This window comes from Rudaeicoccus suwonensis, from assembly GCF_007829035.1.
Lineage (GTDB): Bacteria > Actinomycetota > Actinomycetes > Actinomycetales > Dermatophilaceae > Rudaeicoccus > Rudaeicoccus suwonensis.
This window is the reverse complement of record NZ_VIVQ01000006.1, coordinates 48,876-74,906: the sequence shown is the minus strand read 5'-3', so window position 1 is coordinate 74,906 and position 26,031 is coordinate 48,876. Positions and strand designations below refer to the sequence as shown.

Sequence of the window (26,031 nt, the reverse complement as noted above, 5' to 3'; positions counted from 1 at the left end):
GTGGTGCTCGCAGCCGGGGCGCACAGGTCCGAACAGGCCGGATGCGGGAAGATGCTGGGGTGAATCCGTCCACCGCCATCGCGACCGTGCTGATCGACGAGCTGATCCGGCAGGGCGTCCGCGAAGCCGTCCTGTGCCCCGGATCGAGATCGGCTCCGCTCGCGTACGCGCTCGAGGCCGCCGACCGCGAGGGCCGCTTGCGGTTGCACGTGCGGGTCGACGAACGCTCTGCGGCATACCTCGCGTTGGGGCTGGCGAAGGTCACCCGCGTGCCCGTGCCGGTCGTGACGACCAGCGGGACGGCCGTCGCGAATCTGCACCCGGCGGTGCTCGAGGCGGCACAGGGATATGTGCCGATGATCGTGCTCACCGCCGACCGACCGCAGGAGCTGCGCGGCACCGGTGCCAACCAGACCACCGATCAGGTCAAGATCTTCGGCAGTGCGGCGCGCTGGTTCCACGAATTCGGCACGCCGGAGCGGCGCGGTGGCCAGCAAGCGATCTGGCGGTCGGTCGTCGGTCGGGCGATGGCCGAGGCGCAGGGGCATCCTGCCGGCGACCCCGGCCCGGTGCACCTCAACGTTCCGCTGCGCGAGCCGCTCGTGCCGGACCAGCTGAGTGACCTTTCGATCGACGCCTCGGCCGCCGAATCCGACGACCTGGGCTGGTCGGCCGAGGTCAGCACGGCGACCGAGGCCACCGCTGCCGGCGCTCCGACGGACACATCCGCCGCTTCAGGCATGTCGACCGCCGAGCTTGATTGGCCGGAGCCGCTGGCCGGCCGGCCGCACGGCGAGCCGTGGCTCAGCCTGCGAAACTCCCGCACCCGCAAGGAGATTGCCGGTGGCGCAGGCATCGCGCCCGTGCCTCGCACGCTCGTCGTGCTGGGCGATCTGCCGGATCCGGCAGCGGTGGCCGAACTCGCAGAACTGGCCGATGCCGCCGGTTGGCCGATCATCGCCGAGCCTTTCGGGTCGTACCGCCGGGGCCGGGTGACACCGCACGGGCCGTTGCTGCTGCGAGGCGCCGACTGGCTGTCGGACAACCTGCCGGAGCGCATTCTGATCGGCGGCCGCGTCACCCTTGATCGCAGTCTTGCGCAACTGATGCGCAACCCGGCCGTCACGGTCGAGGCGGTCACGCCGCTGACCTCGTGGGCGGATCCGGGTCACGTCGTGCGCCGCGTGCACGGCTGGGACGACATCGAGCGCAGCCGGGACGTCGTCGCAGCATGTGTCGACCGGGCGTGGTCGGCGCGATGGCGCGCCGCCGGCCTCGCGGTGGCGGAGGCGGTCACGCCCATCATCACCGGCTCGTGGCCGAGCGGCCCGGCCGTCGGGCACATCGTGGCGCAGAGCATGCCGGAGAACACCGGCATCTATCTCGGGTCGTCCAACATCGCCCGTGACATGGATCTGTGCCGCGACCCCCGTGACATCGCCCGCGGGGTCGTCTCGGTCGGCAACCGAGGGTTGGCGGGTATCGACGGTGTGGTGTCGTCGGCAATAGGTATGGCGCTGTCCCGTGCGCCGCATCCGGCGATCGCGGTGATGGGCGATCTGACGTTCCTGCATGACACGAACGCATTGTTGATCGGTCCGTCGGAGCCGCGCCCGGATCTCACGATCGTGGTCATCAACGACAACGGCGGAGGCATCTTCGGCACGCTGGAGCCCGGCCGGGAGGCGCTGGCCGCGCCATACGAGCGCATCTTCGGCACTCCGACGGACACCCGCATCGCGGCCCTCTGCGAAGCGCACGGCATCGCGCACGAGATCGTCATCGACGAGGACGTCTTGCGCGAGCGAATCAGCTCACATGCCAAAGGAATTCGCGTGTGCGAGATACCGATTGCACGTTCCGGGCAGCGCGAGTTCCGGGCCGCCCTGGACGCCGCGGTCGTCAGCGCGCTGAGCTGACGACGTGCGGCATACCGGACAAGGGGCAGGTCAGAAGCCGCGTCCCGCGACGAGCGGTTCATCGGAGCGCATCGCGCCCCATAGTCGGTGGACAGCGCCGGGTGTCTTTTCGCTGATCAGCCCGGCCCGCAGCATCGTGACGAGGCTGCCCGCACCCAGATAGGCAGCGCCGAGTGCCGCGACATCGAGATGTATGTCGGGCTCTTGCCCGGAACGGGTGGTCTCGGCGGATCCGTCAGCAGTGGTGGTGATCCGCCAGGTGCCGGCATTCCACGGACAGGCCTTGTCGGTCACGTCGACGACGACATCGCATGACGTGGCATACCGGCGCTGGGCGAGGCCCTCGGCGAGATCGACCAGCCGGAACCAGATGCCGTCGAGGGTGGTGAGACTGGAGGTGCGTCGAGGGCCACCGACCCAGTCGACGACCAGCTGATCGGCGCATTGCAACCTGATCGTGCTCATCAGGTCGAAGTCGACCAGCCGGCGCAGCAGCGCGAATCGGGCAGCAGGCGTGCCGATCAGCCGGTGGACGGTGAGTTCACCGGCCGGTCGGCCGAGTTCCCACTTGTGCTTGCGGTCGAAGGTCGCGACACCGACATCCTCGCCGTCGACCTGAGCGAACAATGCCTGGGTGCGTTCGGTGCCGCGAAGGTCCTCCGGCGACTGGGTGGTGACATCCCGGTAGAACCTTGCGTCGCCGACCACGGACGCGAGCTGCGTTGCAGCGATTCGCTTTTCGAGCAACTGCAGCCGCTCTGCGATATTGCCGTCGCGGATCGTGACAAGTGAGGTCCGGATGCGCTCGGCATCCGGCTCCAAGCCAGGCGCGGTGAGCGTGGTGCCTCGCCCAAGCGAGACGGCCAGCTCAGTGCCCGCCATGCCGTATCCGTGACGGCCGTAGATCGCCGGCTCACTCGCCTGCAGGACGGACAGGTGCAGCGCCGGATCCGCATGCACGCGCTCGAAGTGGTCACGCAGCATCGCGGTGAGGATCCCCTTGCGGCGATGATCGGGGTGCACGCCCACCCACGTCAGGCCGGCGACGTCGAGGGCGACCGGCCCAGGCACGGTGACCTGCAGCGGCCACACGCCGTAGACCCCCTGGTAGGCGCCCTGATCGGGCTCGTCGGCGATCGATGCCGCGACGAGTTCGGCCGGTGCCAGGTCGATGAGGGTCTGCACCGGTCGCGGATCCTCCTCCCCGAACCACACCAGCTGCTCGGTGCGCAGAGCGCGGATCGGATCGGCGTCGGCAACGGTCACAGAAGGTGTCGTCATACCCGCCACTCAACGCGAGCGGGTTGCATGGGCGCAACCGATTTCGGCGCTCGCGGATCGACATTCCGCGGCTGATCGTCGGCGTTTCGCAGCGCGCACTCATGCAAAACTCGCCGAATCGGCGAATTTCTGCGGGGCGCTGGTCGCGAGATGTCGGGTTGTGTCGGTTCCCGACGGTGGCGCGGTCACGAGGTGTCGGTTTTTGCCGGTTCCCGGGGGTGGCGCGGTCACGAGGTGTCGGGTTGTGCCGGATCTCGGGGGTGGCGCGGTCACGAGGTGTCGGTTTTTGCCGGTTCCCGAAGGTGGAAGCCGACCAGGATCGACATCTCGTGGTTGAGGGGTGGTGGTCGGCGTTTCGCAGCGCGCAGCCATACATAAGTCGACGAATCGGCGAGTTTCTGAGGGGCGCTGGTCACGAGATGTCGGCTTGTGTCGGTTCCCGAAGGTGGAAACCGACCAGGATTGACATCTCGTGGTTGAGGGGTGGTGGTCGGCGTTTCGCAGCGCGCACTCATACATAACTCGCCGAATCGGCGAGTTTCTGAGGGGTGTTGGTCGCGAGATGTCAGGTTGTGCCGGTCCCCGGGGGTGGAGCGGTCACGAGATGTCAGGTTGTGCCGGTCCCCGACGGTGGCACGGTCGCGAGATGTCGGTTTTTGTCGGTTCCCGACGGTGGCGCGGTGGCGAGATGTCGGTTTGTGTCGGTTCCCGACGGCGGCGCGGTGGCGAGATGTCGGTTTTTGCCGGTTCCCGAAGGTGGAAACCGACCAGGATTGACATCTCGTGACTGAGGTGTGGTGGCCAGCGAGCAATATCCTGACGGCATGTACGTGCCGCACTTCAACCGCGTCGATGACTTCGACCAGGCGCGGGCGTTCGTCGACCAGATCGGCGTGGCCACTCTTATCACCGCCGGCACCGACGGCGTGCCGGATGCCACGCTGCTCCCGATCTCGTGGCAACTGGATCAGGTCGTCGCGCACTTCGCCCGGGCCAATGAGCACTGGCGCCGCATCGTGGCCGGCGCACCGGGGTTGGTGGTCGTGCAGGGGACCGATGCCTACGTCTCTCCTGGCTGGTACGCCACCAAGGCCGAGCACGGTCGGGTGGTGCCGACCTGGAACTACTCGGCGGTGCAGCTACGCGGGCCGGTCACCGTGCACGACGACCCGGACTGGGTGCGCGACGTCGTCGAGACACTGACCAACCGTCGCGAAGACTTTCGTGACACGCCATGGCACGTCGACGATGCTCCCGAGAAGTATGTCGAAGGCCAGCTGCGGGCGATTGTCGGTGTCGAACTAACGGTGGAAACCGTTGATGCCAAAGCGAAGTGGAGCCAGAACAGATCCGACGAAGACCGGGCCGGAGTCCGTGCCGCCTACGAGCAGTCCGGTCACGACGAAGCTGCCTCACGTATGACGACCGGCGGCCTCTGATCCCGACGATCATCCCACGACCAGCTGCGCTGGGACCTGTCTGCGCAGGCATCATCGCTTCCGCAATGGTGGCTTTCCACCAACGACGAGCTGCGTTGGATGTCAGGCGCTTTTGATGATGGCCACCGAGTCGGGCCCGACGGTGACCATCCCCGCCTCGTCGCGGGTGACCGCGCCGAAAGCAGCGGTGATCGTGCCGGGAAGGGCCGCGTCATACGTGCCGAGATTGCACACGATCTGGAAAGCGCCGCGTCGCACTCGGACGGTCGCACCCTCCCGACGCACCACCGACGCGCTCAGCCGAGCGTCGGAGAGGTCCGGCTGAGCGCGACGTAGCGCGATGAGCAGGCGATACCACTCGAACAGTCGCTCGTGGTCACCCTCGTGCACCTCGGACCAGTCGAGCTTGCTGGCATCGAAGGTCGACACCGCCTGTGGGTCAGGCACCTCCGCGCTCCAACCGTGATCGGCGAACTCCTCTCGCCGGCCTTTCGAGACCGCGGCTGCGAGATCCGGATCCTGGTGGTCGGTGAAGTATTGCCACGGCGTCGAGGCACCCCACTCCTCACCCATGAACAGCATCGGTGTGTAGGGGCTGGTGAGCAGCAAAGCAGCCCCACAGGCGAGGCGGCCCGGCGTCACCAACTGTGCGAGCCGGTCGCCGGTCGCGCGATTACCGACCTGGTCGTGCGTCTGCAGCGACGCGACAAAGCGCCAGCCGGGCATGACCTGCGGATCGACCGGCCGACCGTGGTGGCGTCCCCGAAAGCTGGAATACGTCCCGTCGTGGAAGAAGGGCGTCGTGAGCACCTTCGGCAGTGCGCCGGGATCGGCGAAATCGGCGTAATAGCCTTGCTTTTCGCCGGTCAGCGCCGAGTGGAGGCCGTGATGTACGTCGTCTGCCCACTGGCCGTGCAGACCGAGGCCCGAGCCGGTGGTGGTGCGCGGCGCGACAGTGCGTGGGTCGTTGCGATTGGACTCGGCAATGAGGCTGAGCGGGCGACCCAGCTCCTCCGAGAGAGCATCCACCCGCGCAGACAACTCTTCGAGGAAGTGCACCGCCCGCTCGTCCATGAGCGCGTGCACGGCATCCAGGCGCAACGCATCGAGGTGGAAATCACGCAACCACATGAGCGCGTTGTCGATGAAATACGCTCGTACCTCTTCGCTTCCAGGCCCATCAAGATTGACGGCCCAGCCCCAGGGGGTCTGATAGCGATCGGTGAAATACGGCCCGAAGACCGGCAGATAGTTGCCGCTGGGGCCGAGGTGATTGTAGACGACGTCGAGGCACACGCCGAGTCCCCGCGCGTGGCAGGCATCCACGAACCGTTGCAGGGCAGCGGCACCGCCATACGTCTTGTGCACCGCGTATGGCGCAACCCCGTCGTAGCCCCAGCCACGATCACCCGGAAAGTCTGCGAGCGGCATCAGTTCGACCAGCGAGATACCAAGTGTCACAAGGTGATCCAGCCGATCGATGGCGCTGTCGAGGGTGCCGCGATCGGTGAAGGTGCCGACGTGCAGCTCGTAGATGACCGCGCCGTCCAGGCGAGTGCCACTCCAGGAGGCGTCCGTCCAGTCGTGCGCGTTGAGATCGACGACGGCAGAGGGTCCGTGCGGACCGTCCGGCTGAGCCAGTGAGCGCGGATCCGGCCGTGGGTCGCTCCCGTCGACGCTGAAGGCGTACCGCTCGCCGGCGCTCGGGGTCACATCGCTGCGCCACCAGCCCGCGTCGAAGCGCTTCATCGGCGTGCGGACATCACCTCTGACCAGCTCGACCCCGTGCTCTGCTGTGGGCGCCCAGACGCTGAATTCGGTTGTCATGAAGACCTTTCCAGAAGTGCGACCGGCCAAGCTCCTAGGACGTCCGCGACCAGCAGATGTCCGTCACTGGTGTGGGTGGTGCCGGAGATGTGGTCGTGCCATTGGCCTTGCTCGAGTTCGAGCGTCGCATTGGCCCAGCCACCGTCGCGGCTCAACCGGCTTGGCGCCCGGGTCGCAAGGGCTGCGATCGTCGCGCGATTGCCGCGGCCGAGTGCGCCGGCAATGCGGCCCGGCTGGACGGAGCGTTCGAAACCGAGGAGGTGCTCGGAGCTGGAAGGGATTGAGCGGTATGACGATTCGGGGCCGAAGGCGTTCGGTTGTGCCCGCCGCAGCCGAAGCGCAGTGGTGGTCACGTGCAGCTTCGCAGCCGACAGGTCGGCGACAGGATCGGTGGAATCCGCGGCCAGGGCCGATGACAGGTGGTCGAAGTCGACCGGCCGCCGGTTGTCCGGGTCGACCAGTGACAGGTTCACTGCCTCGCAGCCTTGGTAGGTGTCGGGAACCCCTGGCGCGGTCAGCTGCAGTAGTTTGGCGCCGAGCACGGTGGCGCGCACAGCGCGTGCGTTGCGTGCCAGCGCCGCGTCGATGGCGTTCCGCACCGGGCCCCTTGCAGCGGCGGCGAGGGCGAAGTCGATGACCCGCTGTTCGTATTCCTGATCTCCGTCGACCCAGGCGGTGTGCAGCTTCGCCTCCCGCAGTGCTTTCTGCAGATAGCTGGTGAGCCGCTCCGCCGAGATGTCACCGACACCCACGAGCGTCTGCCAGACCAGATGTGCGGTGGGTCCGTCGACGCCGGCGCCCTGCGCTGCGGCATACGTCGCGGATGAAATCGACTGCCACGACAGCGGATCGCCGCCGATCGCGAGCAGTCGCGCGCGCACATCCTCGCTGCGTTTGGTGTCATGAGTGGACAGGGTGGTCATCGTGCGTGGCCAGTGCTCGGTCTGCTCGGCGGCCCACTCGTGCAACTCGAGCGGCGACGCCGCGCCGACGGCGCTGGGGTCGCTCCCGACCTCGTTGAGCGCGATGAATTCGTGCCAGCGGTAGAACGTCGTGTCCTCAATGCCCTTGGCCATCACCGGCCCCCAGGTCTGTTGCAGCCGGATTGCGAAATCCGTTGCGGCTGCGTCGTCTTCGGCGAGCACGGTCAGCGGGATCAGCGCCTCCAGCTCGTCACGCAGATCGGGCCTGGCATGGACCGCGCCGCTGAACGCGTCCGTCAGCCGTTTGCGTGCGATCGTGCTCAGCCGGTGGTCGGGGCGGACGTATGCGCGATAGACCTCACCTGCAACCAGCAGCTCGACAACCGCGTCGCGCAGACGCTCCGGGTCCAGATCCGGCAGTGCCTCGCGAGCACGCCGTGTGAGCCGATCCACCTCAGGGCCAAGGGATTTCGCAACGACCTGCCGTTTGGCCTGATCAACCACGCGGTCGTATGACGCGTCCCCGCCGCACTCTTCCCACGCTTGCACCAAGGTCGGGGTCGCAGTCGGGTCGACGAGACTCAGCTGGATGACGCGCAGCGCGTCATACCCGGTGGTGCCCGCGGCCTTCCAGCTGCGGGGGAGTTGCTCACCGGGCTCGAGGATCTTCTCCACCCAGATCGGTGTGCCACGCTCGCACCGATCGGCGAGACGTTCCAGATAGGCGGTGGGGTCGGCCAGGCCATCCGGGTGATCGATGCGGAAGCCGTCGATGAGGTCGCGGTGGTGCAGTTCGAGCAGCAGGCGGTGCGTCTCGTCGAAGACATCGGGCAACTCGACCCGCACCGCGATGAGTTCGTCCACCTCGAAGAAGCGGCGATAGTTGAGCGCGTCGTCCTTGTCACGCCACGACGTCAGCCGGTAGTGCTGTCGCTGCACGATTTCGCTGATGTCGGTGGAGTTCTCGGTCCCCAGGTTGACCGGCCACACGTGATCGAAGTAGCGCAGCACCGGCTCGCCGTCGAGCGTGTCCAGGGTGATTTCGCCGGCCTCGAGCACTGCGTCGAGGGTGTCACCGAGCACAGGTATGCCGATCCGGCCGCCTCCTGCTTTCCAGTCGATGTCGAACCAGTGCGCCGTCTCCGCATCGCGGCCGTCCTTGAGCACCTGCCAGACCTGGCGATTGAGATTTTCCGGCGCCACGAAGGCCATGTGGTTGGGCACGACGTCCACGATCAGCCCGAGGTCGCGGGAGTGGGCAGCGGCGGCGAGTTCCTCGAAACCGGTCAGCCCGCCGAGGTCGTTGCTGATGCGCGAGTGGTCGACGACGTCGTATCCGTGCATCGAGCCGGGCGCCGCCTGCAGGATGGGCGAGAGGTAAAGGTGTGAGACACCCAGATCCGCGAAGTAGCCGACTCTGCGCGCGGCGTCGGCGAAGGTGAAGTCGGCATGGAGCTGGAGCCGGTAGGTGCCGGTCACGTGTCGACGCATGGCCCCCATCATGCCCAAGTCCCGTGCCCGGTCCTGAACTGTCCAGCCGGGCCCGAGACGTTGGACTGTCGCGCACAGCACGGATCGAAGCATTCGAAGACGTCGGACAGCCTGCGGGTCGATCTGGGATCCAGGCCATCGGCTGCACGACGGCAGGAGATCGAGGACTGGATTCACACGTCATACGTGCTCGTCGCGCCCCGCCATCTGGCGCGCCACGTGCGCGATCGGGGCGGTCTGATTCGGCGCACAGACGTGCGCCAAAGGTGACTCGCAGCCCGAAATGAGCTGGGTATCGGCCAACTTTGATGCGGGATACCGCGGATGTTCAGATTTCCGCCATACGGTCCGGCCATGCCGACTCAGCGCCGTAGGCCGCGATTTCTGAAGGCGTTCCTCATTTCGTTGGGGACGATCGTCTGCGTGATCGTGCTTGCTGTCGGCGGGCTCTTCCTCTATCTGCAGTACGGCTTGAGCCACAACATCACCAAGGCGAGTCTGCTGCCGGACGAACCCGGCTCGGTCACGCGCAATCCGGTGGCCGGAAATGCGCAGAACATCCTGCTGATCGGCTCCGATACCCGGTCGGGCACGATCGACAACCTGCAGGGCAATTCCGACGTCATCCAGCTGGTGCACATCAGCAACGGTGACAAGAAGATCTCCGTCATCGACTTCCCCCGCGACCTGTATGTCGCCATCCCGGGTTACCCGATGAACAAGATCAACTGGTCCTACGCCCGAGGTGGGGCGCCGCTGCTGGTCGAGACGCTGCAGAACCTGCTGGGCGTGCACATCGACCACGTGGCGCAGATCGATTTCACCGGATTCGCCGATCTGACCAACGACCTCGGCGGTGTCGAGGTCTACGTGCCGCAGGGGTACAGCGAGGGCGGCATCAGCGCCGGCACGCAGAACCCGATCGGTTTCGGCAGTTGGACCAAGGGCTGGCACCACATGAACGGGGATCAGGCACTGGGATTCGTGCGAGAGCGTCACCAGTTGACTCTTGGCGACATCGACCGAGGCGTCGATGAGCAGGAATGGATCCACGCGATCGTCAAGAAGATGCTGACGCCGTCGGTGCTGCTCAACCCGGTGAAACTGGTGCAGGCGACCAACGACCTGACCAAGAATGCCACCGTCGATCAGACGATGACGGTGTCGTATCTGGACAACCTGGCCGTGAATTTGGCGCAGCTGAACCCTTCGGACGTTTCGTACTACACCGCTCCGTGGAGCGGATTCGCCACCAATGTCGACGGTGATGTCGACACGGTGAACATGCCGCAGATGAAACTGCTCGGGCAGGCGCTGAACCAGGACAAGATGGCGAGTTACACCTACGACGAACACGCCATGCAATAGGCGTCTGGCAAGAAAGCCGTTCTGGCCGTCAACCTGAACCTGCCTCGGTGACCCGTCGGCGACGTCGTGGCCTGGCGGTCGCGGTGGCCGCTGCTGTGGTGGCGGGCGCCGCTGTTGTCGCGACTCATGGGGTCGGGTCAGCTACGCAGGCACGGCCGGTCGGCCCGGTGCCGGGGCCGGGTATGTCGGTGACTGACACGGCGTTGGTCTATTTGCACGCGGCGACCACCGGCGACTGCGCGATGACGAAGGCGCTCACGTACCACTGGGAGAACACGACATTCGCGTGGTGCCACGATCCGAAGATGCTCAGCTACAAGGACGTTCAGGCGCCGATGTTCGTACCCGCGAGCGAAGCTGGCGCCAGTGTGGAGCTGGTCACCTTCACCATGAAGACCACTGCCTTCCCCGACCATTCACTCCAGGCCGGTGTTGAACCGTGGAGTTTTGATTTCGTTCGCACGCCTGCAGGCTGGCGAGTACGTGACCAGGGACAAGGCTGAGTGGTCGAACGCAGCACGTGAAGGCTATAGAGTCCGCATGATCACGATCTCGCGACAGAGATCGGGTTACGCATCGGAAGTGAACCGTATGCCTGGTCACCAAATTCGACAGCTGATCGTGTCGTTCGTCGCACTTGTGTGCGGCTCCGCACTGGCGGGATGCGGCACGTCTTCGGACGTGACGACCAAGCCGGTGCTCGTTGCATCCAGCATCAACCACGGCTATCGAGTGGAGGTGGCGGCGTGGGTCGAAGCCGGGTCACTGTGCGCTGCTTGGGACTCCGCACCGTCGTCGTCCCGGCCATTCACTGCTCTTGAGATCGAGAACGATCAAAACTCGTATGCCGGGTGCGCCTTCGCGGACGCACACAACGCTGCGTACCTGGATATGGCTAATGGTTCTGGCGATACCCCATCGGATGTGATGCCGGTGTATTTCGGCCCCTTGCCTCCGTCGGCTGTCGCGGTGAAGATCGGGGCAAAGATCATCCGTGCGACAGCGGTCAGCAAGAGCGTGTTCGGGGGAAAGATCGTGAAGTACTGGACATACAGTCCAGCCTCTCCCTCCGAAGACCTTCAGTTTCCCTCGACGAACCCGCTTGTGCCTATCAATGCGAAGGGCCAGAGCGTGCCTTACGCCAAGGCATATTCATCGCCGTAATTCTGCTCTTGGCGTTGTCGATGGCCGAAGCTACCAGCCATGGAGCGCGCGCCCTTGCTATGTGTCGCCGCCGCGACAACGTGCCGCTTCACATACCTCGCGGCTACGGTTCGAGCATGACGTTCGTGAATGTGGGGACGCTCGGGGTTCTGCCCGGTAAGCGAGACGAGTTGGTGGCGATCCTGACGCGACGCAGTCAGGTGCTCGCCGACATCGGTTGTCAGCTGTATGAAGTCGGCATCAACGAGGCCGAGCCTGATGCGGTTTTCGTCGTCGAGTTGTGGGAGTCCGAGGACGCGCACACTGCCTCACTGCAACTGGACAGCGTGCGCGCCGCGATCAGCGAAGCGATGCCGTTGCTGTCCGGGAAGATGGGCGGTTTGCGTTTCCGGGTGGTCGGTTCACCGCTGCGCGACTGAATTTCTCTGACGCCTGCTGGTGCGTCTCGGTGGTGACTGGCGGTCCGACCCCTCTCGCGCCGCGATCCGTCGCAGGCTCGGTGTTCGCGGCGGGATGCGAGCGAACATGTTATGAGATGTCACCGATCCGGTGGATGTGGTAACTATCTCCATGAAATTCAACGCAGGTGGAGACGGCTGCGTTTCTGGTTGAGGCAACGCGGGTCGAGAGCGGGTCTTCGTGAACACTGAGTTCCTCAGCGTCGTGACTCGTGACGATGAGCAACACGTGGCAGTCCACGGTTTCGGTCACGCGTCGTCGGGTGGGCCCTGTGGGGCTCGAACCCACAACCTACGGATTAAAAGTCCGCAGCTCTGCCAATTGAGCTAAAGGCCCTGATGTCTGCGGCACAGCCGACCGGGGCGAGACCCCCGTCATACGTGCGCAGCGCTCGGCAAGCCTAGCCTCCGGCGGTCGGTCGAGCACATCGGGCCGACCGGGCCTGCGCCGGTGCGTCCCGGTCGCCTCGACCGCCTCGACTGCCACGAGCGCCGCCGACGGCTCGCTCGACGGTCGTCCAACCAAAATCCAGGCTGCGGCGTCACCATGGAGACAGAACGCACGATGAAGTGAGTCCGCTGGACTCAGTGTCCGGGGGATTGACCGCAGTGGAACCAAATGGTGCAGGAACGGTGCTCGTGGCCTGGCTGCTTGCCGTGGCCGCTTTTGCCGGAGTGGTCCTGGTGTGGCCGAGGCTGGCGGCACGCAACGTATGGGCGGTCGTGGGCCGGGCCGGAATGCAAGCGCTCGCAACGGTTCTCGCTATCGTCGCCGTCGCTGCAACCCTGAACCAGCAGAACGGTTGGTATGCCGGGTGGGGTGACCTCGGTCACGACATGTTCGGTGGCAATGCCAGCAAGGGCGTCGAGCAGACGAACGGGGCGAACCCGGCAGACGTCCTGTCGACGCATTCGCCGGGCGCAGATCAGACGGCTGTGCAGTTCGCCGCGACCCGCGCTCTCACCCAGCAACAACTGCGACTGAAAGCAAACCCCGGTGCGGCCGGGCAGTATGTCGACGTCCGGGTGCCGCGGTCTGACGGACGTGGCGGCGCAGTGATGATCTGGCTGCCGCAGAGCTACACCGACGCGTCGCAGGCGAATCGCACCTATCCGGTGATCGAGGTCTTTCACGGCATCCCCGGCGGACCGCGCGACTGGCGCCACCCGATCGACATCGGGCGCATCGTCAGCCGGCTCGCCGCCAGACGTGAGATCAACCCGCCCATCATCGTCGCGCCGAACTACACGCCTGACGGTGATGACACCGAGTGCGTCAACGCGCCAGGCTCCACCATGGGCACCTGGCTGACGCAGACCGTGCCCGACTGGGTCATCAGCCACTTCCGCGTGCAGAGCAGCCGCAACTCCTGGGCGACGATGGGCCTCAGCGCCGGCGGGTGGTGTTCGGCGGTGACAGCGATGACCACGCCACAGCGGTACAGCGCCGCGATCATTCTCGGTGGCTACTTCAGCCCCCTGTTCGGCACCGGCAATCCCTTCGGCAAGGCAGGGATCCCAGCCGAGTACAACCTGCTGCAGCGGGAGCGGACCGACCCGCCGCGTATCGCCGCGTGGGTTCAGATCGCTGGCAAGGACGTCCTGTCGGGCAAGGTCAGCAAGCAGTTCGCCGAGAATGCGCGGGCGCCGATGTCGGTCACGTCGATGACCTGGCCGGATATGGGTCACCGCATGGATGTGTGGATCGCCGCCATGCCGTATGCACTTCAGTGGCTGGGCGCCAGCTTCCCCGCTTTCTCCCCGTCGGCTGCCGGCGGGACCGGTGCGCCACGGACCGGCCTGCGTCATACGACCGGGCAGTCGCCGAACCCGCACCCCGGACCGATCACCGCCACCGAGCGCAGGCTCCGTGCCGCCAAGCCGGTTGTTGGAACCGACTGACCCTTCCGCGATCGGTGAGGTCTCGGAACCGGGCCTTGCCGGCGTGACGCGCGTTTCCGGCCGGTCGGCTCAGCCTGGCAGGATCGACCCGCCATGAACCTCTACGACCGCCTGCCGCCCACCCCCGACCCCGACCGGCTGTTCGCCGAATTCGGTGGTTGGGTGAACGACCGTGGGCTGACGCTCTACCCGCACCAGGAGGAAGCAGTCATTGAGCTGCTCAGCGGCGCGAACGTCATCCTGGCTACGCCCACCGGGTCAGGCAAGTCACTGGTCGCGACAGCAGCGCACTTCGCGGCACTCGCCGACGACCGCGTCAGTTTCTACACTGCGCCGATCAAAGCGCTGGTGTCGGAGAAATTCTTTGCGCTGTGCGAGATCTTCGGCGCGGACAACGTCGGAATGCTGACCGGTGACGCGTCGGTGAACGCGGACGCGCCGGTCATCTGCTGCACGGCGGAGGTACTGGCCAACATCGCGCTGCGCGAAGGCCGTAGCGCCGACGTCGGCCTGGTGATCATGGACGAGTTCCACTTCTACTCCGAACCCGAACGCGGCTGGGCCTGGCAGGTGCCGCTGTTGGAATTGCCACAAGCTCAATTCCTTTTGATGTCAGCAACTTTGGGTGATGTCAGCCTGTTCGAGCAAGAGCTGACCGTTCGCACCGGTCGCCCGACCGCGACTGTCGCGACCGCCGAGCGACCCGTACCGTTGAGCTTCACCTGGTCCATGACGCCATTGCACGAGACGATCGAAGAACTGCTGCAAACCCGTCAGGCGCCGGTGTATGTCGTCCACTTCACCCAGGCCGCTGCCCTCGAGCAGGCGCAGGCGCTGATGAGCATCAACATGCTGAGCAAGCCGGACAAGGAGCGCATCAGCGAGGTGATCGCTGGATTCCGCTTCTCGGCAGGCTTCGGCAAAACGCTGAATCGCTTGGTGCGCCACGGAATCGGCGTGCATCACGCGGGCATGCTGCCCAAGTACCGCAGGCTCGTCGAAACTCTTGCGCAGGACGGTCTGCTCAAGGTGGTGTGTGGCACCGACACTCTCGGTGTCGGAATCAATGTGCCGATCCGCACTGTGCTGTTCACCGGCCTCACCAAGTTCGACGGTAGCCGGCAACGACTGCTCAAGGCGCGCGAGTTCCATCAGATCGCCGGGCGGGCCGGGCGGGCCGGCTTCGACACGAGCGGGTCGGTCGTCGTGCAGGCGCCGGACCACCTGATCGAGAACGCCCGCGCGGTAGCCAAAGCTGGCGACGACCCCAAGAGGCTACGCAAGGTGCAGCGCAAGAAGCCGCCGGAGGGCTTCGTCAACTACAGCGAGGAAACCTTCGAGCGCCTGGTCGCCGCAGAGCCGGAGGCGCTGCAGTCGCGGATGCGCATCACTCACTCGATGTTGCTGAATCTCATTGCGCGAGAAGGCGACCCGTATGTCGCCATACGTGATCTGGTGCGTGGCAACCATGAGGACGAACGCCGCCGCCGCCGACTGGCGCGACGTGCCATCACGCTGTCACGCGAGTTGCTGACCGCAGGCGTCGTGGAGCGGCTGCCGGAACCGATGGCGGACGGCCGGCAGGTGCGCCTGATCAGCGATCTGCAGTCGGGATTCGCGCTCAACCAACCGCTTGCGCCGTTCGCGCTCGCGGTGCTTGACCTGCTGGATCCGGAGTCCGAGACCTATACCCTCGACGTGGTATCGGTCATCGAGGCGATCCTGGAGGACCCGCGACCGATCCTGCTCGCACAACGGCGCAAAGTGCGCGGCGAGGCGATCGCCGAGATGAAGGCCGACGGCATCGAATACGACGAGCGGATGGAGCTGCTGGAGGACATCAGCTGGCCCCAGCCGCTCGCCGAGTTGCTGGAGGCGGCCTTCGAGACCTACCGCAGCCGTCAGCCCTGGGTTGTCGAGGATGCCCTCTCGCCGAAGTCTGTCGTACGCGAAATGTATTCCAATGCATGGAGTTTCGGAGATCTGGTCAAGCAGTATGACGTTGCGCGGTCCGAGGGCATCGTGCTGCGCTACCTCACCGACGCCTATCGCACGCTGCGACAGACGGTGCCGGAGAGTCAGAAGAATGAGGAGCTGAACGATCTCGTCGAGTGGCTCGGCGAGGTCATCCGCCAGACCGACTCCAGCCTGCTCGACGAGTGGGAAGAACTCGCCAACCCGACACTTCACGAAGAAGTCACAGCTGCCCCCAAGGCGCCTCGACCGATCACGGCCAACGCCAAGGCGTTCCGGGTGCAGGTGCGCAATGGGATGTTCCGCCGTCTGCAATGTGCGGCGCGTCGAGACATCGTCGCGCTGGCTGCGATCGAACGCGACGTGGCCGCGTCGACGGAGCCGCCGACCGAGGTGGTGATGGACGAAAACGCCTGGCACGAGGACCTTTCGGCATACTTCGCCGACCATGACGAGATCCAGACCGGCGCGCGTGCCCGGGGTGCGGCCTATCTGCGCATCACCGAGGGCAAGGGCAAGTGGGAGGTGCGGCAGGTGATCGACGATCCCGCCGATGACCGCGACTGGGGGATCGACGCCGAGGTCGATCTGCGCGCCAGTGACGCCGCCGGTCAGGCCGTGATCGTCGTGCTCGGCCTCAACCGCATGGATTGAAGGCTTACCCTCGAAGTCGGCGAAGGACCATGAAGGAGTGCGTATGACGCAGGATCCGGCAGGTGCCCCCAAACGACCGCGGCGCCCCGCGATGATGACGCCGCGCGAGATGGACTCCCAGCCCAGCAGCCTCGATCCGGCCGAGGTCAGCGAGGTCGCGCACGAGACCGCCGCGGTACTGGTCGGTGCGGGTCGCGCCGCCGACGACCCGGAACTCACCCGGCGGTTGGTCGAGCTCGTCGACGAACTCGGCATGTCCACGATTGCCCAACTGTGGGCCGATCGTGCGCCGGTGAGTCTGCCTGGCGCGCTCTGGCGGCTCTACACGATCCGCGAGTGGGTCCAGCGCGATTCGGTAGGCGCCGCAATGGATTACGACGTCGGTCGCCACCATGCCGATGTCTCGCACGCCGTCGCCGGAGCCGCTGAGCCGCCGTCGCCGGAGGCCCTGCGCGAATTGGTCGACGCGATCCTCACCGGTGTCTTCGACGGCGATCTGGCGGTGGCGTTGGATCGCGCTGCGGCATTCTGCCGGGTGATCTCGATCGGTCGGGCGCATCGTGCCGATGATGACGACGGATATGACGAAGCCGCTGCCTCAGCCGCAACCCACAGCGCCTCGGCCTTGCTCAGCACCGCCCAGGATCTGTCACGGGCAGCCGCCGCTTGGCGGGCCGGTCAGCTCGACTGACCTCCATCGGAAACAACAACCGCGAACGACCTCAGCCCGGTCCGATGACGGTGTCATCGGACCGGGCTGAGCCACGTCGCGATGCGTCGGGCCGGGAGCGCCTCACGGCGCACGGCCGCTCGTAGCGGCGTATTTTGGGACCCGGGGCTGCCGCGGCCCGACGCAACACGAAGCCTAACGGCATGTCCGGTGCAGTTGTTCCCGACAGGCGTACGACCGGGTGATGTCCGGCCGGATCACACCATCAGTCGCGGTGGTCGGTCACACCCAGCATGATCTTGCCCTTACCCTCGCACTCCTTGCGGTGGTCACGGGCGTCGTTGCGAGCCTTGTCACGCGCACGTCGTGCTCGGCCGGTCCAGTCGCAGCTCTTGCAGTAGCCGAAGGTGAAGCTGCCCTGTTCCTTGGTCAGGTCCTCGTCGAGGTCGACGACCTGGGCTGTGTGCTTGTGGCCCTTGGCATCGGTGAGTTTGAGCTTGTCGCCCTTGCGGGCCAGGAAACGGGGGCCGCGATCGGTCTTCTTTTTGGCCACCCGTCCATGATGCCGTAGTCGGTGCAGCCCTGCTGACGAACCCCGGATCAGCCGAAGCGGCCCGAGATGTAGTCCTCGGTGGCCTTCTTGCTGGGATTGTTGAAGATCTGCTGGGTGTCGTCCATCTCGATGAGGTTGCCCGGCTTGCCGGTGGCCTCGAGGTTGAAGAAGGCCGTCTTGTCCGACACGCGCGATGCCTGCTGCATGTTGTGCGTGACGATGACGATGGTGAAGCGTTCCTTCAGCTGTGTCACGAGGTCCTCGATCGCCAGGGTCGAGATCGGGTCGAGCGCCGAACACGGCTCGTCCATGAGCAGCACCTGCGGCTCCACCGCGATCGCCCGGGCGATGCACAACCGCTGCTGCTGACCACCGGACAGCCCGGCGCCGGGCTTGTTCAGCCGGTCCTTGACCTCGTTCCACAGGTTGGCGCCCTTGAGCGACTCCTCGACCTTCTGGTCGAGCACCTTCTTGTTCTTGACACCGTTCAGTCGCAGGCCCGCGACCACGTTGTCGCGAATCGACATGGTCGGGAACGGGTTCGGGCGCTGGAAGACCATGCCGACGGTGCGGCGCACCCCGACCGGGTCGACGCCGGGGGCGTAGAGGTCCTCGTTGTCCAGCAGCACCTGTCCCTCGACGCGCCCGCCCGGGATCACCTCATGCATGCGGTTCAACGTCCTCAGAAAGGTCGACTTGCCGCATCCGGACGGCCCGATGAAGGCGGTGATCGACCGTGGTTCGACAGTCATCGTGACGCCTTCGACCGCCTTGAAGCTGCCGTAGTAGACGTTCAGATCTTTGACGTCGATGCGCTTGCTCATGTGTTGCTTCCTGTGATGGGAGTCGGGCGGCGGGTGCAGGTCAGGACTTGACGCGGGCGAAGCGCCCGATCAGACGGCCGAGCATGTTGATGACGAAGACGAGCAGCAGCAACGTGCACGCGGCGCCCCAGACGCGGTCCGCGCTGATCGGGTCGCTGGCGAGATACTGCACGTTGTTGTTGATGAAGGTCGGCAGCGCCGCCATACTCCCCGAGAACAGATTCTGGTTGAGATACGGCGTGTATGCCGCGAGGATCAGCAGGGGAGCGGTCTCACCGGCGACGCGGGAGAAACCCAGCAGCGCACCGGTGACGATCCCCGACAGCGAGGTCGGCAGCACGATCCGGGTGATCGTCTTCCACTTCGGCACGCCGAGGGCGTAGGACGCCTCGCGCAGTTCGTTCGGCACCAGCTTGAGTATCTCCTCGGTGGAGCGCGTCACCACCGGGATCATCAGCATGGCCAGCGCGAACGACGTGCACAGCGGGATCAGGCGCAGCCCGAACGAGCTGACCCAGACGGCGTAGATGAACAGCGCTGCCACGATCGAGGGCACACCGCTCAGGATGTCGACCATGAAGCTCACCAGCTTGGCGATGCGGCCGCGACCGTATTCCACCAGGTAGACCGCCGTCATCACTGCCAGTGGCACTGCGATGACCGAGGTCGCCAGGGCGGTCAGCAGGGTGCCGACGATGGCGTGCCGGGCACCGCGGATGTTCTTGTCGAAGCCGGCTGCGCCCACACCGGACTGGTCCTTCTGCCACCAGGTGATCGACAGCATCGTGTGGAAGCCCTTGCTGATCACCAGCCAGAGGATCCAGACCAGCGGGATCAGTGCGATGAGAAAAGCCAGCCACACCAGCACGGTCGCAGCAGTGTTCTTGGCCGCGCGAGCACCGGACTTGCCGACGGTGAAATCGACCGGTGGCGTCACGGTGCCGGCCTCGGACGACTGCGAGGTCGAGGTCTGAGAACTCATTCGCTGAAGGCCTTCCTGCGCTCGATGATGACTCGGGCGACGGCGTTGACGACGAAGGTCAGCACGAACAACACCAGGCCTGCCGCGATGTAGGCGCCGGTGCTGGTGCCACCGGTGAACTCGGCGTAGTTCCCGGCGATCTGCGAGGCGAAGGTCGAACCGCCGTTGAACAGCGAGACGATGAATTTCGAACCGTCCGGCAGTGTGGACAGGATGTAGTACACCGCGATGGTCTCACCGAGCGCGCGCCCCAGGCCCAGCATCGAGGCGCTGATGATGCCCGGCTTGCCGAAGGGCAGCACCGCCATACGCAACATCTCCCACCGGGTGGCGCCGAGCGCGTATGCCGCTTCCTTGTGTGTCGCCGGGGTCTGAGCGAAGACCTCGCGGGTGATGGCGGTGATGATCGGCAGGATCATGATCGCCAGGATGACTCCGACGAAGAAGATGTTGGCCTGCTCGGTGACCGTCGCGACCGGCTTGAACAACGGCAGCCAGCCCAAGACGTCCTGCAAGAAGTGCTGCACCGGCCCGAACTTCGGCGCCACGATGTAAGCACCCCACAGGCCGTAGACGATCGAGGGCACCGCGGCCAGCAGGTCGATGAGAGCTGCCGCCGGTTTGGCCAGCCAGCTGGGTGCGTATTGCGTGAGGAACAACGAGATCGCGATGGCAAAGGGCACCGCGATGACCAGCGCCACCAGCGAAGTCATCACGGTGGTCCACAGCAGTTGCGCGATGCCGAACGCCAGCGGCGAGGTCGAGAACTGCGTGGAGGTGAAGAAGTTCGCCTTGTCCTGCGCGATCGCCGGCACAGCCTGGACGACCAGGAAGATCGCGACGAGCGCGACCACGACCACGACCACGAAACCGGAGCCGTAGGCGATCCACTTGAAGACGCGGTCGCCGACGCGGCCCGTCGAAGCGCCGTCGCCCGTCAGTGGCGGGCGGCCCTCCGGGCCGGGGAACTCGTCGGCGACGGATGCGCCGGTTGTCGAAGTCATCTACGCCTCAGCGGTGTGGTGGGGGAGGTGTCGGGTGCAGCAGGTGGTGCAGGTGTGAGTATGTCGACGACTCGGTTCGTCACCGTGTCGTCGACATACTCACGAAGTGATCTGTGATCAGGAGATCGTGTTCAGGCTTGCGACGACCTTGGCCTGGATCGAGGGGGGCAGCGGTGCCGAGCCCACCGACTCCAGTGTGTTCTGGAAGGTCGGCGAGGCCATGTAGGACAGGAAGTCCTTGACGGCGGTGCCAGTCGAGGCGTTGGAGTACTTCGAGCACACGATCTCGTAGGTCACGAGGATGATCGGGTAGGCACCCGGTGCGGTGGTCTTGTAGTCCAGCTTCAGCGACAGGTCGTTGCCGGTGCCGATGATCTGGGCGGCAGCAACAGCCTTGCCCGCAGACTCAGCGGTGAGGGCGACGCCGTTGACGCTGGCCATCGGCAGCTGGTTCTGCAGGGCGTAGCTCCACTCGACGTAGCCGATGCCGCCCGGCGTCGCCTTGACCGCTGCCGCGACACCGGCGGTCTTGGCCTTGCCCTGGCCGACCTTGCCGGTCCAGCTCTTGGCGTGCGGTGCGACCCAGTCGGTGGGGTCGACGGTGTGCATGTAGTTGGTGAAGTTGTCCGTCGTGCCGGAGGAGTCCGAGCGGAAGAACACCGAGACGGACTCGTCGGGCAATGTGACGCCCGGGTTGGCCGCGGCGATCGCCGGGTCGTTCCACTTGGTGATCTTGCCCGAGAACAACTGGGCGATCAGAGTGGGCGTGAGGTTGAGCTTGGAGACGCCCTTGAGGTTGTAGGAGATCGCGATCGGGCCGGTCACCATCGGGATGTCGAGGGCCGTCGAGCCGCAGGCAGCGGACGCCTTGGCCGGCTCGCCCTTGGCCGGGCTCAGTTCGGAGTCCGATCCGGCGAAGTCGACCTGTTTGGCGATGAAGGACGTGATGCCGGCGCCGGATCCGGTGCCGTTGTAGGAGATCTTCGCGCCGGAGCACTTCGACTGGTATGCCGAGATCGCCTGCAGGATCGCGTTCTGCTGGGCGGTGGAACCTTCGGCGTTCAGGTTGCCGGAGAAGCAGTTGCCTGCGGCAGCTGCCGACGCCGTGCCGGCGGGGGCACCGCCGCCGGACGTGCTCGGCGAGCTGCTGGCGTTGCTGGCGCTACCGCACGCAGCGAGCGCAACCGCGGCGACGATGGCGACGCCGGAGGCGCTGCCGATACGCGTGATCTTCACGAGGTGGCCTTTCAGGAAGGGCAGGTCTGGAGTGCGGGTCGGACGCCCGTCCTGCCCGAAGGTAGGCAGGGTGCATGTCCAGCTACCACCTGATCGGTGAACGCCGGGTGAACTCGCTACGACGAGCCGATGAGCGATTCGGCGGGTCGGTGGCGCTCGATGCTCACGACCTGCGGCTCGTCACCGTTGCCCGCGATCTGGCAGACCAGCGCTTCACCCTTGTCCAGCCCGGCTGACGACACCTGCTCAAGCACGGCGGCGGCGGGAGCGTCGGGTGCGGTGAATCGGCGGACGGTGTCGAGCACGGCGGGCAGCACAGGTCGGTGGGTGCACAGCGCCGTCACCTGCGGATGCTGCAGTGCCTTGACGGTGTGCCGCGCGGCCTTGTCCGGAGTCTCGGCGAAGCCTTCCTCCGAAAGACCCTTACGCGGACGCAGTGTCAGCCCGGCAGCTGCGGCATACGGCTGCACCGTGGTGAAGCATCGTGCCGACGGTGAGGTGATGATCCGTTCGATGCCGTATGCCGCAAGGATCGGCACGAGCGCCTTCGCGTGCTGGCGACCGGCGTCGTTGAGAGGTCGGTCGGCGTCCTCGCCGCGCCATTCCTTGCGTGCCAGCGCCTCGCCGTGCCGCACGATGACGAACGGTCTGGTGTCCAGCCATCCGCGGGCATCGGCGTCGACGACAGCGTTGAGCTGCAGGGCATCGCGCACATAGCTGAACCGGCCCTGCGCCTGGGCAGGAGTCAGCCAGGCGAGCTGGTCGATCTCGTTGACGAGCTCGCCCGTGCCACCCATGATGCTGGCCGCCCAGTAGCGGATCTCCTTGAGCTGGCCGCGCTGCATCGAATACACCGAGCGGGGCAACGGAATGCCGAGCCGTGGCCGAAAACCTGTCTCCTCCAACACTTCTCGTGCAGCTGCGCCGGCCCAGGTCTCACCCGGGTCGAGCTTGCCCTTCGCCCACGACCAGTCGTCGTACTTCGGCCGGTGGACCAGCGCCACGCGCAACTGCCCGGCTTTGCGGCGCCACAGGACGGCTCCGGCTGCCGGCACCGTGTCCGGGCGCCGCAGGAAGGAATTCGACGTCACCGGCGACGCGCCTTGCGCTTGCGCTTGGCATAGGTCGCGAGCAGGTCCGCCTGCAGATCGCGCAATGGGTTGCCCTCGGCATCCAGGTGGTGCCGCTGCCAGCTGCCGTTGGGGTTGAGGTGCCACGACGAGGTGTCCGGCGACATGCCTTCGTCCAGCAGCCCGGCGAGGGATTCGAGTTGCTTGGGCGCTGCGATGCGGACCAGCGCCTCGACCCGGCGGTCCAGATTGCGGTGCATCATGTCCGCGCTGCCGATGAAGGTGACATCGTCCTCGCCCTCGACGGTGAAGCGGAACACCCGCGAGTGCTCCAGGAACCGGCCCAGGATCGACCGCACCCGGATGCCCTCCGAGAGCCCCTCGACACCCGGACGCATGGCGCAGATGCCACGCACCCAGATGTCCACCTCGACACCGGCCTGTGAGGCGCGGTAGCACGCGTCGATGATCTGCTCGTCCACCAGCGAGTTGACCTTGATCTGCACGCTCGCGGCGCGGCCGGACTCGGCTGCGGCGACGGTGCGTTCGATCTGCTCCAGCAGGCCGCTGCGCACCGAACGCGGAGCAACCAGAAGCCGTTTGAACTTGCTGCGTGGCGCCATGCCCGACAGCTGGTTGAACAGCCGCGACAGGTCTTCGCCGACGTCAGGGTCACAGGTGAGCAGGCCGAGGTCCTCGTAGAGCCGTGCCGTCTTGGGGTTGTAGTTACCGGTGCCGACGTGGGCGTAACGACGCATCTGTCCGCCCTCGTTCCGCACCACCAGGCACAGCTTCGCGTGCGTCTTGAGGCCGACCATGCCGTAGACCACGTGCACGCCCGCGCGCTCCAGTTTGCGGGCCCACGAGATGTTGTTCTGCTCATCGAAGCGGGCCTTGATCTCGACCACGGCCAGCACCTGCTTGCCGGCCTCCGCCGCGTCGATGAGCGAGTCGATGATGGGCGAGTCGCCGCTGGTGCGATACAGCGTCTGCTTGATCGCCAGCACCTGCGGGTCGGCGGCCGCCTGCTCCAGGAAGGCCTGCACCGACGTCGCGAACGAGTCGTACGGGTGATGCAGCAGTATGTCGCCCGCGCGCATCGCGGCCATCACATCCGACTGGGCGGCACGCTCCACCGGTGCCAGCTCGGGGTGGGCGGTCGCGACATACGGCGGCCAGCGCAGCTCCGAGCGGTCGAGGTCGGCGACAGCGTTCAGCCCGCGCAGGTCCAGCGGTTCGGGCAGGCGGTAGACCTCGTCGTCGCGCACGCCGAGCTCGCGCACCAGCAGATCCATGACGTGGTCGTCCATGTCGTCGGCGACCTCGAGTCGCACCGGCGGACCGAACCGGCGCCGGGTGAGCTCCTTCTCCAGGGCGGTGAGGAGGTTCTCGGCGTCGTCCTCCTCGACCTCGAGGTCCTCGTTGCGGGTGACCCGGAAGGTGAAGTGCTCGCGCACTTCCATCCCCGGGAAGAGGAACTGCAGATGCTCGGCCATGACGTCTTCGATGGCGACGAAACGCGCGTCATACAACTTGTCGTCGTTCTCGCCGGTCGGCAGCTGGATCAGTCGGGGCAGCAGCGGCGGCACCTTGACCCGCGCGAAGTGCTCGCGCTCGGTCTTGGGGTTGATCAGGATCACGGCCAGGTTGAGCGACAGTCCGGAGATGTAGGGGAACGGGTGTGCCGGATCGACCGCCAGCGGCGTGAGCACCGGATAGATCTGCGACCGGAACAAGTCGTTGAGGTGCACGCGATCGGCGTCGGTCCACTCGCTCGGTCGCACGATGCAGATGCCCTGATCGACGAGGGCGGGGCGGATGTGCCGTTGAAACACCTTGGCGTGCACCTGCATCAGCTCGTGCGCGGCGTGGCTGATCTCGTCGAGCACCTCACGCGGCTCGAGCCCGGACGCGGAGCGGACAGCCAGTCCGGTGGCGATGCGGCGCTTGAGCCCGGCCACGCGCACCATGAAGAACTCGTCCAGGTTGCTGGCGAAGATCGCCAGATAACGCGTGCGTTCGAGCAGCGGAATCAACGGGTCGCCTGCCAACTGCAGGACGCGCTCGTTGAACTGCAGCCACGAGATCTCACGGTCCAGGAACCGGTCGTCCGGCAGGTCGCCGGTGTCGTCGTCGGTGCCGAGTTCGGGCGCGACCCGGATGAACCGACCGTTGGCGCCGCGTGCGCGTTGCGCCGCCCGGGTCTGCAGCCGCACCAGCGACGCCTCGCTGGCGGCGGTCTCGTGCACGAGGTCATTCAGGTCGTCATCGCCGGACGTGCCGGGCTCGTTCTCCGAAGGCCCACCGGTGACCGGTTGGCCGTGGGTGTCGCTGCGGTGGGAGTCGAACTGGGAGATGGAGTGCTCGGGCTCGTCCATGCGCCTATCGTTGCAAAGCCCGCGTCAATGCGCACCACTCGGGAGCGCATACATCACGTCGATGCCCGTCCGGGTGAAGCCGAGGCGACTGTATGTCGCCACCGCCGCCGTGTTGTCGCCTTCGACATATAGCGAAATCTCTTGCACACCAACAGATTTCAGATGCTCCAGCCCGAGTGCTGTGACGGCACGCCCGAGCCCACGCCCTTGGTATGCCGGGGCGACGGCCACGACATACACCTCGCCCTCGTCGCGCTGTCCGGCTTCGACCTTGGTCCAGTGCGAGGCCGCCAGGGCGCCGGTGGAGCTGTCCTGGATCAGCAGCAGGCCGTTCGGGTCGAACCACGGCTCCGCCATCCGTTCAGCCAGGTCGGCGCGGGTCATCCGGCCCTGCTCGGGATGGTGCACGAATGCCGCGGAGTTCACCGCTAGCCAGGCGTCCTCGTCGCGACCGACCTCGAAGGGCCGGGCAGTGAAACCGTCCGGCAGCACCGGCGCCGTGACGGCCGGCTCACCGTCGACGGGGCGGCCCATCCGCCACAGGCTGCGCACAACGGTCAGTTGCAGAGATCGCGAGAGTGCTTGCGCAGCAGGCAGATTCGCGTGCGCCCAGAACTTCGACCCGGGGTGCTGTGCGAGTACCTCGGCCGCGATCGCCGAGCCGAGTCCACGTCGACGCATGTCCGGGTCGACGCACAGCTCGACCGATCCGTCGTCGGCGACGAACGCCCCGCCGGCCTCCCCGCGGGGTGCGCCCACCACCGATGCGCCATCTCGGCGCAGGCTCAGCCTGGTCGTCTCGGACAGCGGGTCGACACCGTCGGCGGCGGCGGCGCGGTCAGCGATGGCGAGGAACTGGGTGGGAGTCAGCACCCTGCCATGCTGCCGCACTCGCCGCCGCCGGGCGGTGTCAG

20 protein-coding genes and 1 tRNA gene are annotated in these 26,031 nt (G+C 66.1%); 9 read left to right on the top strand and 12 right to left on the bottom strand.

Going from position 1 to position 26,031, the window contains the following annotated elements; all coding sequences use genetic code 11:
- Nucleotides 1-59: 59 nt before the first annotated feature.
- Nucleotides 60-1,919, top strand: a complete 1,860-nt coding sequence (gene menD, locus BKA23_RS17260) for a 2-succinyl-5-enolpyruvyl-6-hydroxy-3-cyclohexene-1-carboxylic-acid synthase (protein ID WP_246104722.1) — start codon at nt 60-62, stop codon at nt 1,917-1,919.
- Nucleotides 1,920-1,949: 30 nt separating this feature from the next.
- On the opposite strand, the gene BKA23_RS17255 is transcribed toward menD, so the two are convergent.
- Nucleotides 1,950-3,200: a GNAT family N-acetyltransferase gene (locus tag BKA23_RS17255; RefSeq protein WP_145230818.1), complete on the bottom strand. Its 1,251-nt coding sequence runs from the start codon at nt 3,198-3,200 to the stop codon at nt 1,950-1,952.
- A gap of 824 nt (nt 3,201-4,024) precedes the next feature.
- Between BKA23_RS17255 and BKA23_RS17250 the strand changes: the two genes are divergently transcribed.
- Entirely contained in the window at nt 4,025-4,639 is a 615-nt protein-coding gene (locus BKA23_RS17250; protein WP_145230816.1) for an FMN-binding negative transcriptional regulator, read from the top strand.
- Nucleotides 4,640-4,741: 102 nt separating this feature from the next.
- Here BKA23_RS17250 and treZ read toward each other — a convergent pair whose 3' ends face one another.
- On the bottom strand, nt 4,742-6,466 hold the full coding sequence (treZ, locus tag BKA23_RS17245; RefSeq protein ID WP_145230814.1) for a malto-oligosyltrehalose trehalohydrolase: 1,725 nt from the start codon (nt 6,464-6,466) through the stop codon (nt 4,742-4,744).
- On the bottom strand, nt 6,463-8,880 hold the full coding sequence (gene treY, locus BKA23_RS17240) for a malto-oligosyltrehalose synthase (protein WP_145230812.1): 2,418 nt from the start codon (nt 8,878-8,880) through the stop codon (nt 6,463-6,465). The genes treZ and treY overlap by 4 nt, the downstream gene beginning before the upstream one ends.
- Nucleotides 8,881-9,234: 354 nt before the next feature.
- Here treY and BKA23_RS17235 point away from each other — a divergent pair, with 354 nt between their 5' ends.
- The 4 genes from BKA23_RS17235 (at nt 9,235) to BKA23_RS17220 (ending at nt 11,831) form a co-directional block, all read left to right on the top strand.
- Nucleotides 9,235-10,248 (top strand): LCP family protein, encoded by a 1,014-nt coding sequence (locus BKA23_RS17235; RefSeq protein ID WP_170226700.1) that lies wholly within the window; start codon nt 9,235-9,237, stop codon nt 10,246-10,248.
- Nucleotides 10,249-10,436: 188 nt separating this feature from the next.
- Nucleotides 10,437-10,751, top strand: coding sequence for a hypothetical protein (locus BKA23_RS17230; protein WP_145230808.1), 315 nt, complete (start codon nt 10,437-10,439; stop codon nt 10,749-10,751).
- Between the two features lie 37 nt (nt 10,752-10,788).
- Nucleotides 10,789-11,412, top strand: coding sequence for a hypothetical protein (locus BKA23_RS17225; protein WP_145230806.1), 624 nt, complete (start codon nt 10,789-10,791; stop codon nt 11,410-11,412).
- Between the two features lie 116 nt (nt 11,413-11,528).
- Complete coding sequence (locus BKA23_RS17220) at nt 11,529-11,831, top strand: putative quinol monooxygenase (RefSeq protein WP_145230804.1); 303 nt, start codon at nt 11,529-11,531, stop codon at nt 11,829-11,831.
- Between the two features lie 303 nt (nt 11,832-12,134).
- Here the strand turns inward: BKA23_RS17220 and BKA23_RS17215 are convergent.
- Nucleotides 12,135-12,207 (bottom strand) — tRNA-Lys (locus tag BKA23_RS17215).
- Nucleotides 12,208-12,509: 302 nt separating this feature from the next.
- On the opposite strand from BKA23_RS17215, the gene BKA23_RS17210 reads away from it, so the two are divergent.
- From BKA23_RS17210 to BKA23_RS17200, 3 genes are all read left to right on the top strand, one after another.
- A complete protein-coding gene (locus BKA23_RS17210; protein ID WP_145230802.1) occupies nt 12,510-13,772 on the top strand; it encodes an alpha/beta hydrolase in 1,263 nt (420 codons plus the stop codon).
- 93 nt (nt 13,773-13,865) lie between these two features.
- Nucleotides 13,866-16,400, top strand: coding sequence for a DEAD/DEAH box helicase (locus tag BKA23_RS17205; protein ID WP_145230800.1), 2,535 nt, complete (start codon nt 13,866-13,868; stop codon nt 16,398-16,400).
- A gap of 43 nt (nt 16,401-16,443) precedes the next feature.
- Complete coding sequence (locus BKA23_RS17200) at nt 16,444-17,091, top strand: hypothetical protein (RefSeq protein ID WP_145230798.1); 648 nt, start codon at nt 16,444-16,446, stop codon at nt 17,089-17,091.
- A 244-nt stretch (nt 17,092-17,335) separates the two neighbouring features.
- Here BKA23_RS17200 and BKA23_RS17195 read toward each other — a convergent pair whose 3' ends face one another.
- The 8 genes from BKA23_RS17195 to mshD form a co-directional block, all read right to left on the bottom strand.
- Nucleotides 17,336-17,623 (bottom strand): hypothetical protein, encoded by a 288-nt coding sequence (locus BKA23_RS17195; protein WP_145230796.1) that lies wholly within the window; start codon nt 17,621-17,623, stop codon nt 17,336-17,338.
- Between the two features lie 47 nt (nt 17,624-17,670).
- Complete coding sequence (pstB, locus tag BKA23_RS17190) at nt 17,671-18,447, bottom strand: phosphate ABC transporter ATP-binding protein PstB (protein ID WP_145230794.1); 777 nt, start codon at nt 18,445-18,447, stop codon at nt 17,671-17,673.
- Nucleotides 18,448-18,487: 40 nt separating this feature from the next.
- Nucleotides 18,488-19,429, bottom strand: a complete 942-nt coding sequence (pstA, locus tag BKA23_RS17185; protein WP_145230792.1) for a phosphate ABC transporter permease PstA — start codon at nt 19,427-19,429, stop codon at nt 18,488-18,490.
- Nucleotides 19,426-20,433 carry a phosphate ABC transporter permease subunit PstC gene (pstC, locus tag BKA23_RS17180; RefSeq protein ID WP_145230790.1) on the bottom strand — a complete coding sequence of 336 codons (1,008 nt, stop codon included), beginning with the start codon at nt 20,431-20,433 and terminating at the stop codon, nt 19,426-19,428. Before pstC ends, pstA begins: the two co-directional genes overlap by 4 nt.
- A gap of 117 nt (nt 20,434-20,550) precedes the next feature.
- The gene (gene pstS, locus BKA23_RS17175) at nt 20,551-21,669 is read right to left on the bottom strand and encodes a phosphate ABC transporter substrate-binding protein PstS (RefSeq protein WP_145230788.1); all 1,119 of its coding nucleotides are present in this window, start codon (nt 21,667-21,669) and stop codon (nt 20,551-20,553) included.
- Between the two features lie 116 nt (nt 21,670-21,785).
- Nucleotides 21,786-22,760, bottom strand: a complete 975-nt coding sequence (locus BKA23_RS17170) for an NUDIX hydrolase (RefSeq protein WP_246104721.1) — start codon at nt 22,758-22,760, stop codon at nt 21,786-21,788.
- Nucleotides 22,757-25,117 (bottom strand): RNA degradosome polyphosphate kinase, encoded by a 2,361-nt coding sequence (locus tag BKA23_RS17165; RefSeq protein ID WP_145230786.1) that lies wholly within the window; start codon nt 25,115-25,117, stop codon nt 22,757-22,759. The genes BKA23_RS17170 and BKA23_RS17165 overlap by 4 nt, the downstream gene beginning before the upstream one ends.
- Before the next feature lie 24 nt (nt 25,118-25,141).
- Nucleotides 25,142-25,990 (bottom strand): mycothiol synthase, encoded by an 849-nt coding sequence (mshD, locus tag BKA23_RS17160; protein WP_246104720.1) that lies wholly within the window; start codon nt 25,988-25,990, stop codon nt 25,142-25,144.
- Between the last annotated feature and the right edge of the window lie 41 nt (nt 25,991-26,031).

Coding starts and splice junctions, on each gene's coding strand:
- BKA23_RS17250 (WP_145230816.1), top strand. CDS start 4,025: ATGTACGTGCCGCACTTCAACCGCGTCGATGACTTCGACCAGGCGCGG.
- BKA23_RS17225 (WP_145230806.1), top strand. CDS start 10,789: ATGATCACGATCTCGCGACAGAGATCGGGTTACGCATCGGAAGTGAAC.
- BKA23_RS17165 (WP_145230786.1), bottom strand. CDS start 25,117: ATGGACGAGCCCGAGCACTCCATCTCCCAGTTCGACTCCCACCGCAGC.
- BKA23_RS17255 (WP_145230818.1), bottom strand. CDS start 3,200: ATGACGACACCTTCTGTGACCGTTGCCGACGCCGATCCGATCCGCGCT.
- pstA (WP_145230792.1), bottom strand. CDS start 19,429: ATGAGTTCTCAGACCTCGACCTCGCAGTCGTCCGAGGCCGGCACCGTG.
- treZ (WP_145230814.1), bottom strand. CDS start 6,466: ATGACAACCGAATTCAGCGTCTGGGCGCCCACAGCAGAGCACGGGGTC.
- treY (WP_145230812.1), bottom strand. CDS start 8,880: ATGCGTCGACACGTGACCGGCACCTACCGGCTCCAGCTCCATGCCGAC.
- BKA23_RS17200 (WP_145230798.1), top strand. CDS start 16,444: ATGACGCAGGATCCGGCAGGTGCCCCCAAACGACCGCGGCGCCCCGCG.
- BKA23_RS17205 (WP_145230800.1), top strand. CDS start 13,866: ATGAACCTCTACGACCGCCTGCCGCCCACCCCCGACCCCGACCGGCTG.
- pstB (WP_145230794.1), bottom strand. CDS start 18,447: ATGAGCAAGCGCATCGACGTCAAAGATCTGAACGTCTACTACGGCAGC.
- pstC (WP_145230790.1), bottom strand. CDS start 20,433: ATGACTTCGACAACCGGCGCATCCGTCGCCGACGAGTTCCCCGGCCCG.
- BKA23_RS17220 (WP_145230804.1), top strand. CDS start 11,529: ATGACGTTCGTGAATGTGGGGACGCTCGGGGTTCTGCCCGGTAAGCGA.
- BKA23_RS17235 (WP_170226700.1), top strand. CDS start 9,235: ATGCCGACTCAGCGCCGTAGGCCGCGATTTCTGAAGGCGTTCCTCATT.